This is a genomic window from Sphingobacterium phlebotomi, assembly GCF_008180195.1.
Lineage (GTDB): Bacteria > Bacteroidota > Bacteroidia > Sphingobacteriales > Sphingobacteriaceae > Sphingobacterium > Sphingobacterium phlebotomi.
Map to the genome: position 1 here is coordinate 19193 of NZ_VTAV01000014.1, position 12331 is coordinate 31523.

The following is a 12331-nucleotide window of genomic DNA, read 5'->3' on the forward strand; positions in this document are numbered from 1 at the left end:
CTATGAAGAGCATATTCATCCGTTTAGGATTAATCATCATAGCTTCTGTAGGGGTAATGTATAAAACAACTGCCCAAGAAACAGTAATTCCTATTGAAAAAGATGAAAAATGGTTCGGCGGTGTCGTTAATGAAGCTCACCTAATGCCATTAGCGGAAGGTTATGATTTCGACCTGTATGGCAATACCGGAACGAATCAAGCTGTCCCTTTACTTGTCTCCACCAAAGGGAAGTTTATTTGGAGTGAAGAACCATTCCGTTTCGCGATTAAAAATAATCAAATAACGATAGCAAACCGAGGTGAAACCATTACAGTAGATTCTTTAGGTAAAAACCTGCGTGACGCATATCTAAATGCCAGTAAACGGTTTTTTCCATCAAAAGGGCAACTTCCCGATACCTTATTGTTCACGCGTCCACAATACAACACTTGGATAGAACTCGTTTATAATCAAAACCAAAAAGATATCCTTACTTACGCAAAATCCATTATTGATAATGGTTTCCCTCCGGGGGTGCTTATGATTGATGATAACTGGGCTGATTATTACGGGCGGTTTGATTTCCGGCCAGATAGATTCAGTGATGCGAGGGGAATGGTGGATACATTACATCAAATGGGATTTAAGGTGATGTTATGGATTAGTCCGTTTATTTCTCCGGATACGGAGGTCTTTAGAGAACTACAAGCTAAAAAATATCTTTTGTATGATGGATCAGACAAAAAGAGCTGGAAGGATGCAGATAAACCAATGATTGTAAACTGGTGGAATGGCTACAGTGCTGTAATGGATTTTACGAATCCCGAAGCAGAGAAATGGTTTCATGATAGGCTGGAATACATGGTTAGAACGTATCATCTGGACGGATTCAAGCTGGATGCTGGTGATGCAGATTTTTATCCAGTAAATGCTATATCCTTTCGTCCAGCAACACCCAATGAGCATAGCCGTCTTTGGGGAAATCTCGGGAAATATTATCCGCTAAACGAATACCGGGCGATGTGGAAAATGGGTGGAGAGCCTTTAGTACAACGTCTACGCGATAAAAAACATAGTTGGGAAGATCTTCAAAAGTTAATTCCGCATATGACTGTTGCTGGTCTATTAGGTTATCAATTTACTTGTCCGGATATGATTGGAGGAGGTGAATTCGGCTCTTTTATCGGAAGGGATAATTTAGATGAAGAACTCGTGGTGCGTTCCGCCTCGTGTTCGGCTTTAATGCCGATGATGCAATTTTCCGTCGCTCCATGGCGGGTGTTGAGCGAAGACAATCTGATGGCTGTAAAAAAATTGGTAGCTATACGGCAACAATATGTTCCTTATATTATGGAACTGGTAAGACGGTCTGCCGAAACCGGAGAGCCTATTGTACGTACCATGGAATATGAGTTTCCGCATCAAGGAATGGCAGAAATACAAGACCAGTTCATGTTGGGCGAAAAATATCTAGTAGCGCCCGTTGTCACGAAAGAAAATAAGCGAAAAATTAATCTGCCAAAAGGAGTTTGGAAAAGCGATGAAGGAGAAACTTTTGTAGGACCTAAAATTATAGAAAAGCATATCCCGATTGATAGATTACCCGTATTTGAATTATTGAATAAGGAATAGTAAATTTTTAATTGTAATCGTTATGAAAAAGCTGTTATTTCTTGGGGTGCTCGCCATAATTCTGGTGTCGTGCTCCCAAAAAAATGAAATCAATGAAGAGATAAATATTGAACTTGAAGCCGCAATGCTGAAAGCGCAAAAGAAATCAATCTATATTTTAATAGGAGCTAACCAACCCAATAGTAAGGTAACTTATTCGACCGTTAGTAACAATACCCTTTATATGAATTATTCCGCAGACGGTTGGGGAGGTGAGATTTCCATGCAGAACATGGATAATGTGTCATTTCTTAACAACATCATCCACTCTCGATCAAATATTTCCGTTATCGCTTCCTCTGGCTATACATCAACGAATCTAACGTTCGATTATAATCGGTATTTCACATTGTCTGGGTCAGATACTGATATCATATTCGACTGGGGAGGTAACACAGGTATGACCTATCTTACGTTGGCAAGTTATCGTGCTGCAACAGGGCTTGATGCAAATTCGACTTACGGTGATCCCGGATTTCTTTCCGCTACATTGCCCAATCCGGATTTACATTTAAACAAGTACGTCAGCATGTATTGACGCTGGTATTCCAGGTTATATACCGCAACCAGACGAACTGGATATTGACAGGGGAGCAAGATTGGTCAATGTAAGAATAGACATAGGAGCTGATGAATTTAACTAGTCGTTTGTGAAAGTAAAAAGAAAATCCCTTCCTTCATCTGAAGGTGGGGATTTTCTTTTTAGATATGGTACATGTCATTCGCTATGTCGTGCTATGATCTTACTGTGCATTCAAGAACATCGACTTTTTATTGTAGAGTTCTCTAAAGTAGGGATCTTGCAAATCTTTGATAAAGCGAATAGCTTCACCTGTAGATTTCATTTCAGGCCCCAATTGTTTATCAACCTCCGGGAATTTGCTAAAGGAGAATACAGGTTCCTTAATGGCATATCCCTTCAACTTACGTTCGATTTGAAAGTCTTTTAATTTATTCATGCCTAACATAACCTTTGTGGCGATGTTGATATAAGGTACATCATAAGCTTTAGCGATGAAAGGAACGGTGCGGGATGCACGTGGATTTGCTTCGATCACATATACGTCCTCACCCTTCACTGCAAATTGAATATTCAATAAGCCTCTTACATTTAAAGCTTTTGCTAAGCGAATGGAATATTCTTCCATTTTCTGCTGTACATTTTCAGATAAGCTAAATGGGGGTAATACAGCAGAAGAGTCCCCTGAGTGAATACCAGCGGGCTCTATATGTTCCATCATACCAATAATATGAACGTCTTCGCCATCACAGATAGAATCTGACTCCGCCTCTTCGGCACGGTCAAGGAAATGGTCGATTAAGATTTGATTGCCCGGTAGGTTTTTCAATAGATTAACCACCGCTTTTTCCAGATCCTCGTCATTGATGACAATGCTCATTCCTTGTCCTCCCAATACATAAGAAGGACGTACCAGTACGGGGTATCCTACTTCACTTGCAACCTTTAATGCTTCCTCTGCTGATGTAGCAACACCATATTTTGGATAAGGAATGTTTAATTCTTTCAAAAGATCCGAAAAACGACCGCGGTCTTCTGCCAAGTCCATGTCGGCAAATGAAGTCCCAATAATTTTCACCCCAAGTGCTTCCAGGCGCTCAGCCATCTTTAGTGCCGTTTGGCCGCCTAATTGTACAATAACACCTTCTGGTTTTTCCAACTCGATAATTTCACGGACATGTTCCCAAAATACAGGTTCGAAATATAGCTTATCCGCCATGTTAAAGTCCGTAGATACCGTTTCCGGGTTACAGTTTACCATAATAGATTCATAACCCGCCTCTTTAGCCGCAATTAAACCATGGACACAAGAGTAATCAAATTCGATTCCTTGGCCGATACGGTTCGGGCCAGAACCTAATACGATGATTTTCTTTTTGTCGGAAACAATCGATTCGTTTTCGTCTTCAAAAGTAGAATAATAGTAAGGCGTGTGCGCGGGGAATTCCGCAGCACAAGTATCTACCATTTTATAAACACGATTAATTCCTAACTCTTTTCGACGCGCATAAACATCATCTTCACTTACATTGCCCAGCAACCAGGAAATCTGTAAGTCAGAATAACCTTTTTGTTTTAGTGTTAAGAAGAAATCACGAGGAATATTATTCAATTGGTATCTGCGTAATTCTGTTTCCAGTTGTACCAATTCTTGAATTTGTACTAAAAACCATTTATCGATGCGTGTTACTTTGCGGATGGATTCTAAAGGAACACCAAGTTCGAAAGCATCTTTGATATGGAATACACGGTCAGCGCTTGGATGTTCTAGGCTATCCATGATTTCTTCCAGGTTACGCAGTTGACGCCCGTCAGCTCCTAATCCGCCACGATTTGTTTCAAGGGATTGACAAGCTTTTTGTAAAGCCTCTATAAAGGTGCGGCCAATTGCCATAACCTCACCTACGGCTTTCATTTGTAAACCTAACTCTTTATTGGCACCTTTAAATTTGTCAAAATTAAAGCGTGGAATTTTAACGATAACATAGTCTAATGTAGGTTCAAAGTAAGCAGATGTTGTTTTTGTAATTTGGTTTTGAAGCTCATCCAAATTATATCCGATAGCGAGCTTGGCTGCAATTTTTGCGATAGGATAACCAGTCGCTTTTGATGCTAATGCAGAAGAGCGCGATACACGGGGGTTAATTTCGATGGCTATGATGTCTTCATTTTCGGGATTCACAGAAAACTGTACATTACATCCTCCGGCGAAGTTTCCAATGGAACGCATCATGCGAATAGCTTGGTTGCGCATATCTTGGTAACATTTGTCGCTCAACGTCATCCCGGGGGCTACGGTGATAGAATCGCCGGTGTGAATACCCATTGGGTCAAAGTTTTCGATAGTACAGATGATGATAACATTATCATTGCTATCTCGCAATAATTCTAATTCAAACTCTTTCCATCCCAAAACAGCCTGTTCTACCAATACCTCGTGTGTAGGGGAGGCGTGCAGACCTCTGTTTAGCGCGGCATCGAACTCTTCTTTTCTGTGCACAAACCCACCACCCGTACCGGCTAATGTGTAGGATGGGCGAATAACGAGCGGAAAACCTATTTCCTGTGCTGCCTCTTTCCCTTCCAGGAACGAGTTAGCAATTTTAGAATTGGCAACTCCCACACCGATGTCGACCATTAGTTGACGAAACTCCTCGCGGTTTTCTGTTTTTTCGATAGCGGCTACGTCTACCCCAATAACTTTTATGTTGTATTTTTCCCAGAGACCAATATTAGAGGCTTCAATACATAAGTTTAATGCTGTCTGTCCACCCATAGTCGGTAACACAGCATCGATTTGTTGTTCTTGGAGAATCTTTTCTATGCTCTCACAGGTAAGAGGCAACAAGTAAACGTGGTCTGCAATAACCTTGTCGGTCATAATGGTTGCAGGATTCGAATTGATAATGGACACTTCGATACCTTCTTCCTTTAAAGAAAGAGCCGCTTGTGATCCCGAGTAATCAAACTCACAGGCTTGACCGATAACGATAGGTCCTGAACCAATAATTAAAACGGAGTTAATGGAGGTGTTTCTAGGCATTATTTCTCTTGTTCAAAAAATTAATTATCAATTTGTTGTGTAGACAAAAGCAACGAAAAATGCCTTTTAGAGGAAAGTATTCCGACTGCTTTGTCGGAGTGCAAAGTTACATTTTTTTTGATAAAAATATGCTTTATTTTAAAAACTAATATTTTTCTCTAACACGCTAACCAAATAAAGGATCAATATTTTAAATTACCTGTTTACCGGTATTTTTTTTGCATTTGTAGTTTTCTAGCTTTGTTTACGGTTAGTAAATGTAGATTTTCATTTGAAAAAATTAATGGAACAGTTTTTGATATTGAGGATCGATAAGAAGAATTAGTATTTAATAAATTAAAAAAGATTATGAAGAAAATTACTTTAGTTTTTGTTGCAGTATTATTTGCTGCTGGTGCTTTTGCACAAGATTACAAAAATTCAATCGGTATCCGTTTGGGAAGTGGACATTATGATGTTGTAGGGGTAGCATTCAAAACATTTATTTCAGAACCGGCTGCGTTGGAGTTTGATTTGGGTTTTAACCCTGATTCTTATGGAGCCAACGATTTAACGTCTGTTTCTCTGTCAGGAGCTTACCAACATCATTTCCAAATTCCAAATATACAGGGATTCAAATGGTTTATTGGAGGTGGTGCTGTTTTAGCAAACACTTTTTCTGATTGGGATGAGTATGATGGGTTCAGTGCGGGAATTTATCCTACAGGTGGTGTAGATTACAAATTAAAAAATGCACCCTTTGCCTTTTCTGCAGATGTTCGTCCTACAATCCATGTTGTAAAAGGATCTTATTATTCAAATGGACTTTATTTTAATGGTGGTTTGACGGCTCGTTATACATTCTAAGAAAAAACAACACTAGTTAACACAGAAGGGAGGCCCAGTAGGGTCTCTTTTTTTTGCTCTTTTTTCAAAATATCGATTTAAAGGTTGTTGTTACATATTATCTCAACGCAAACGTTTGTTTCTCTTTATGCAATCGTTTTCGTTGCTTTTATTGTCTTCTTTTATTTTGTTTGGTTTAAATTGCAACCATTGTATTATCTTAATCTGACATTACATACCGAACACATAAACAAAAACATTGAAGAGTATTTTATGGTAAAGAAATTTACAAATCCCTCCTTTTTTGGTAAAAGCTTACGACGTATACCGTAATGGCGGAACGTTGACTCGGCGCTATCCGGGTGCTCAGGATCAAGCGTTAGAGGTAGGGCCGAAGGATTACCGTGTGGTTTATTATATCCCACAAGATGCTATAAATGCTTATCCGGGTAAATTAACACAAAACCCGACCTCCAATTAATAGTTTAGCGTCGTCATATGATGAGGTACTATATAAAACAGGCTTTACAATTTGTAAAGCCTGTTTTTGTTTCTTGATGCTCAAAATTTTCATAGTAAAACATGGGAAAAGACTGACAATCCGCCCACCCCTTTTTTAGGAGAATAATGCGTAACTTTGTAACATGATTGAATTACCTGTAATTTCAGCGGCCGAAACACAACGCAAACCAGATTGGTTGCGTGTGAAGTTACCTGTGGGTAAAGAATACCGTCATGTAAGGAGCTTAGTAGATGAGCATAAATTGCACACGATATGTGAGAGTGGAAACTGTCCGAATATGGGTGAATGTTGGGGTGCTGGTACTGCTACTTTTATGATATTAGGTAACATTTGTACTCGTTCTTGTTCTTTCTGTGCAGTAGCAACAGGCCGTCCTCTTGCCGTCGATACTGACGAACCGAATCGTGTGGCAATGTCAGTAAAACTGATGCAGGTAAAGCATTGTGTGATTACATCGGTAGATCGTGATGATTTAAAAGACGGTGGTTCGACAATTTGGGCAGAAACAGTCAACGCTATCCGTAGGGAGAGTCCCGAAACTACACTGGAGACCTTAATTCCAGATTTTAAGGGACAATGGGATAATCTTGATCGTGTTTTAGCCGTACGTCCGGAAGTTGTTTCCCATAATTTGGAAACCGTACGGAGATTAACACGTGAAGTACGTATTCAAGCAAAGTATGATCGTTCGTTGGAATGCTTACGCCGTATATCCGAAGCAGGTTTGCGTACAAAGTCTGGGATCATGTTAGGTTTTGGAGAAACAGAAGAAGATGTTATCGAAGCGATGCAAGATTTATATAACGTAGGTGTGCATATTCTCACGGTAGGACAATATCTGCAACCAACAAAAGCTCATCATCCTGTAGTGGAATGGATTACACCCGCCCAATTTGAAAAATATAAACAGATAGGCTTGGATATGGGCTTTAAATATGTCGAGTCAGGGCCTTTAGTGCGTTCTTCCTATCATGCTGAAAAACATTTATTTGATATGCAGTAATCTTCGTGATGATTACTGTCTTAAAAAAACGGTTTCTCCCGCAATTACAGTACGTAACGTTTTTATATCACGTAACTGATTGTCGGGGGCTGTCATGATGTCTTCATCCAGTATAATGAAGTCGGCATCTTTCCCACGCTCGATGCTGCCGCGCTTCTTTTCTTGGAAACAGGAAAAAGCAGCCCATATGGTCATTCCTCGTAGCGCTTCTTCTCTTGTTATGGCATTTTCCATTTGAAAACCACCGGCTGGAAACCCATTTTTGTCGACGCGAGTTACAGCAGCATGAAAGCCATATAGTGGATTGAAATGCTCTACAGGAAAATCACTTCCCAGAGCTAGTTTCCCATATTGCTCCAATAATGTTTTATAAGCATAAGCTCCTTTTACCCGCTCAGCACCCAAACGACTTTCAGCCCAATACATGTCGGAAGTCGCATGTGTAGGTTGGACAGATGGGATGATACGGAATTGGGCAAATTTGGAAAAATCAGAAGGCGATACAACTTGGGCATGTTCGATTCGCCATCGTTTCTTTTCACCATTTTTTAGGTATTTACCATAAATATCCAATACCAATCTGTTTGCTGAATCCCCTATTGCATGCGTACTGATTTGAAAAGGCGTTTTTATTATTTTTCTTATGATGTCATCTAGCTCTTTGGGGCTTTGCAAAAGGAATCCTTGTGTAAGGGAGTCATCGCTATAAGGCTCAAATAAGAAAGCACCGCGGGAACCCAATGCACCATCAGCCATAAGCTTTACAGAACGGATGGTTAAACGCTCCGATTCATAAATCCCCTCTCGGATATATCGCTCAATATCTCGGGCATTCCCACCAATCATCGCATAATTTCTTATTTTTAAGGAATCCTGCTGGTAGAATTTCTTAAGATGTTCTAATTCTTCCAAAGAAAGTCCTGCTTCTACGATAGATGTTAGTCCCACAGAAAACAAAGAATCTTGTGCTTTGCGTAGTCCTAATAATAAATGATGTTCTTCAGACACAGGGATATGACGGGAAACCAATTCCATTGCGTTATCTATTAATATACCCGTTAAGTTGCCTAAGCTGTCAACGGCCATTAGACCTCCCGGAACAGGACGGGTGGTGTCCAACTGTGCTATATGTAGTGCTTTGCTATTTACTAAAGCAGTATGATAATCGACACGTGAAAGAAAAATCGACGTTTCGGGAAAATATTTATCTAAGCTGTCTTTTGTAGGGAAGCTTTTATCTTCCCATAGATTCTGATCCCATCCTCTTCCAATAATCCAACGCTTATCCGGATTTTCTTGCTGGTAAACGATCAGTTTTTTGATGACTTCATCATAGGATTTCGTACCATTGAGATTAACCTGTTCCAACATATCTGCCAACATTAAAAAATGGGCATGAGCATCATAAAAACCAGGATATATTGCTTTTCCCCCTGCATCAATAACTTCTTTCGCTACATATTTATTTTGAATTTCTTCCGAAGTGCCCATATCGACAAATATGCCTCCTTTGATAGCGAATGCTTCTTTTTGAGAAAACACAGAGTCTACCGTGTAGACTTTTGCATTATAAACGATAAGATCGACTTCTTTATTGGTTGTGCATCGAACCATAAAGAGCGCGGAAATAAAAAGCAATAAGAAGGAGTATAATCGTTTCATGAGGACAAGTTGTTGTTTCATTTTATATATCGCAAAATAAAAAAGCTCTCCGATAAAACACAGGAGAGCCTTTTCATTCAAAAATCAAAATGTAATGATTAGCAGTACTCGTCGAAAGCTGCAATAAGATTATCTGCTATCATTTGTGCAGGTCGTCCTTCAATCATGTGTCTTTCGATCATGTGTACCAACTTACCATCTTTGAACAAGGCCATCGCTGGGGAAGAAGGAGGGTAAGGAAGCATATACTCCCGCGCTTTATCTACAGCGTCTTTTTCCATGCCAGCAAAAACAGTTACCAATTTGCTGGGCTTTTTGCCGTTTTCTACAGCAAAGCGTGCAGCAGGACGGGCATTTGCTGCAGCACATCCACAAACGGAATTAACGACAACAAATACAGTTCCTTCAGATGGAATTTCCGTATCTACATCTTCCACTGTTTTTAATTCTTGAAATCCCGCGTCTACCAACTCTTGGCGCATCGGAGCGACTAAATATTCTGGATACATCTCTCTCTTAAAAAGTAAAGTTAAAAAATATAGGCAGGAGATAAAGGATAATAAACCTCGTTGCCATATTACAAAGGTAATGGATTATCTGTCTCCAATCAAGACGTTATCCTCAAGATAATGTCAGATTTAGGGGAATAGTATACCTATCTTTTTGATTTGAGTTGGTTATCAGCTATTTTTGTATTTCCATAAAAAAATAGAACAATATGTCAACAATTGAAACAACGTATGTCCCTTACAAGGTAAAAGATATCTCTTTGGCGGAGTGGGGAAGAAAAGAAATAGAATTGGCGGAAGCCGAAATGCCAGGATTGATGAGCCTGCGCCAAGAGTATGGAGCCGCTAAGCCATTACAAGGGGCTCGAATTGCAGGTTGCTTACACATGACGATACAGACAGCTGTTTTGATAGAAACTTTAGTGGAATTGGGTGCAGAGGTGAGTTGGTCATCGTGTAATATCTTTTCAACACAGGATCATGCAGCCGCTGCCATTGCTGCGGCAGGTATCCCGGTATATGCATGGAAAGGATTAACTGAAGAAGAGTTTAACTGGTGTATCGAGCAAACCTTATTTTTCGGAGAAGAGCGTAAGCCCTTGAATATGATCTTAGACGATGGTGGAGATTTGACGAATATGGTATTCGATAAATTTCCCGAATTAATCGACGAAATCAAAGGATTATCTGAGGAGACAACTACAGGTGTCCATCGTCTTTATGAGCGATATAAAAAGGGCACATTGCATTTACCGGCAATCAATGTAAACGACTCGGTTACAAAATCTAAGTTTGATAATAAATACGGCTGTCGTGAATCGTTAGTAGATGCTATTCGTCGTGCAACCGACTTGATGTTGGCTGGAAAAGTTGCGGTTGTAGCGGGCTATGGAGATGTTGGTAAAGGATCCGCGGAATCATTGCGTTCGGCTGGTGTACGTGTTATCGTGACGGAAATTGATCCGATTTGTGCATTGCAGGCTGCAATGGAAGGCTTTGAAGTGAAGAAAATGGCAGATGCAGTAAAAGAAGCCAATATCGTTGTTACGACGACCGGTAATAAAGACATTATTCGTGCGGATCATTTTAAAGCAATGAAAGATAAAACGGTAGTGTGTAATATCGGACATTTTGATAATGAAATTGATGTTGCTTGGTTAAATAATACTTATGGCGATACAAAAGTCGAGATAAAACCGCAAGTGGACAAGTATACGGTAGATGGGAAAGACATTATCCTATTGGCAGAAGGTCGTTTGGTGAATTTAGGTTGTGCAACCGGCCACCCGTCTTTTGTGATGTCAAATTCATTCACAAACCAAACATTAGCACAGATTGAGCTGTGGACGAACAACGGTCAATACGAGAAAAAAGTGTATACGCTCCCTAAGCATTTAGATGAAAAAGTGGCACGTTTGCACCTGGCACATATCGGTGTAGAACTGGATACCTTAACCGAAGACCAAGCTGCCTATATCGGCGTAACGGTGGAGGGGCCCTATAAACCCGAAGCGTATCGTTATTAGAAAGATAACGAATAAAAAATCCTGTCGAACATCCGACAGGATTTTTTATCTTTAAGGTATGAAAATGTGGAAAATTACGGTTCCTATAATAACACTACTGTGTTTGGCGTCTTGTTCTTTTTTGTATCCGATAATACTCGTCAATCAATTGGATGAACATATTGTATTGGATGTTACCTTTAAAGATATTGCCGATACTTCCAATCTACGCTTGACTTATATACCTTCCGCTGATTTAGATAATGAATACAGATTTATTTCGCTTCATGACAGACGGAAAGAAAATTTGCCTTATCAATTGATTGAGAGCGATAAGATTCGCGTAGTTATTCCCGCTGATTATACTGTCAATATCATTTCAAAAATCAATGGATTCCCTGATTATTTTAAAGAATGTAGGATCCTGGCAAAGGATAAAGAACTGGTGATGGATGAAGAAACCATGAAGGATATGTTGAAAAGGAAACGAATTTATGACTTCATTGGACTGAAAAAGTATCTTAAAATAAATGATGCGGTGTTTCGTCAATAAATAAACGGACAGCATCTACACCGTTTTTTAGTCTTTCATCGCCTGTTCCCGAAATAATTTTATACGAGGCGTCCAACGCTTCCAATTCTTTTTTCCAGATACGCATAAAATGTTCCCGTTGTTCCGGAAAATCCCGTAAGGGGTCATCTTCCCACGGTAAATCAATATTCATGAGTAAATAAAAATCGTATTTTCTGGCGTTGATTTCGTCGGTTACTTCTTTGGGTGTACTCGCAAAAAGGTGGTCGCACCAAATTTTTACAGTTAGCATCGTAGTGTCGCAAACCAACACATTATTTCTTACTAACGGAATCAACGAATCTTCGAGTGCAACCTGTCCGTAGAACATGTTCACTTCATCCTGTAAAGTATATTGCCTGTTGAGATTCCTGCAATAATATCGAGCATACTCGGGTACACATACTGTTCCGAGGACATGTGCAAGATGTTGTGCCATCGTCGATTTTCCGGTAGATTCGGGACCGACAACCGCAATTTTCTTAATAATATCAACCACTGTATAATCGTTTGTACAA

At 39.8% G+C, this 12331-nt stretch carries 11 protein-coding genes; 7 read left to right on the plus strand and 4 right to left on the minus strand.

Annotated features, from left to right (window positions below; translation table 11 throughout):
* Positions 1-2 precede the first annotated feature (2 nt).
* Together FXV77_RS16600 and FXV77_RS16605 are read left to right on the plus strand one after the other, a co-directional pair.
* Positions 3-1613 (plus strand): glycoside hydrolase family 31 protein, encoded by a 1611-nt coding sequence (locus FXV77_RS16600; RefSeq protein WP_187444164.1) that lies wholly within the window; start codon positions 3-5, stop codon positions 1611-1613.
* A gap of 22 nt (positions 1614-1635) precedes the next feature.
* On the plus strand, positions 1636-2190 hold the full coding sequence (locus FXV77_RS16605) for a hypothetical protein (RefSeq protein WP_148920365.1): 555 nt from the start codon (positions 1636-1638) through the stop codon (positions 2188-2190).
* 205 nt (positions 2191-2395) lie between these two features.
* Here the strand turns inward: FXV77_RS16605 and carB are convergent, their stop codons facing one another.
* A complete protein-coding gene (gene carB, locus FXV77_RS16610) occupies positions 2396-5215 on the minus strand; it encodes a carbamoyl-phosphate synthase large subunit (protein ID WP_148920366.1) in 2820 nt (939 codons plus the stop codon).
* A 348-nt stretch (positions 5216-5563) separates the two neighbouring features.
* Here carB and FXV77_RS16615 point away from each other — a divergent pair, with 348 nt between their 5' ends.
* The 3 genes from FXV77_RS16615 to lipA all read left to right on the plus strand — a co-directional run bounded on the left by FXV77_RS16615 (position 5564) and on the right by lipA (position 7566).
* Positions 5564-6061, plus strand: coding sequence for a hypothetical protein (locus tag FXV77_RS16615; RefSeq protein WP_148920367.1), 498 nt, complete (start codon positions 5564-5566; stop codon positions 6059-6061).
* A 283-nt stretch (positions 6062-6344) separates the two neighbouring features.
* Complete coding sequence (locus FXV77_RS22195) at positions 6345-6521, plus strand: hypothetical protein (protein ID WP_187444165.1); 177 nt, start codon at positions 6345-6347, stop codon at positions 6519-6521.
* A gap of 163 nt (positions 6522-6684) precedes the next feature.
* Positions 6685-7566, plus strand: coding sequence for a lipoyl synthase (lipA, locus tag FXV77_RS16620; protein ID WP_105727083.1), 882 nt, complete (start codon positions 6685-6687; stop codon positions 7564-7566).
* 12 nt (positions 7567-7578) lie between these two features.
* On the opposite strand, the gene FXV77_RS16625 is transcribed toward lipA, so the two are convergent.
* Together FXV77_RS16625 and FXV77_RS16630 are read right to left on the minus strand one after the other, a co-directional pair.
* A complete protein-coding gene (locus tag FXV77_RS16625; protein ID WP_148920368.1) occupies positions 7579-9228 on the minus strand; it encodes an amidohydrolase in 1650 nt (549 codons plus the stop codon).
* A gap of 98 nt (positions 9229-9326) precedes the next feature.
* The gene (locus tag FXV77_RS16630) at positions 9327-9737 is read right to left on the minus strand and encodes a BrxA/BrxB family bacilliredoxin (protein ID WP_148920369.1); all 411 of its coding nucleotides are present in this window, start codon (positions 9735-9737) and stop codon (positions 9327-9329) included.
* A 209-nt stretch (positions 9738-9946) separates the two neighbouring features.
* Between FXV77_RS16630 and ahcY the strand changes: the two genes are divergently transcribed.
* Together ahcY and FXV77_RS16640 are read left to right on the plus strand one after the other, a co-directional pair.
* Positions 9947-11263, plus strand: a complete 1317-nt coding sequence (ahcY, locus tag FXV77_RS16635) for an adenosylhomocysteinase (protein ID WP_148920370.1) — start codon at positions 9947-9949, stop codon at positions 11261-11263.
* A gap of 58 nt (positions 11264-11321) precedes the next feature.
* A complete protein-coding gene (locus FXV77_RS16640) occupies positions 11322-11795 on the plus strand; it encodes a hypothetical protein (RefSeq protein ID WP_148920371.1) in 474 nt (157 codons plus the stop codon).
* Here the strand turns inward: FXV77_RS16640 and FXV77_RS16645 are convergent.
* Positions 11764-12312 carry an AAA family ATPase gene (locus FXV77_RS16645; protein WP_148920372.1) on the minus strand — a complete coding sequence of 183 codons (549 nt, stop codon included), beginning with the start codon at positions 12310-12312 and terminating at the stop codon, positions 11764-11766. The genes FXV77_RS16640 and FXV77_RS16645 overlap by 32 nt on opposite strands.
* Between the last annotated feature and the right edge of the window lie 19 nt (positions 12313-12331).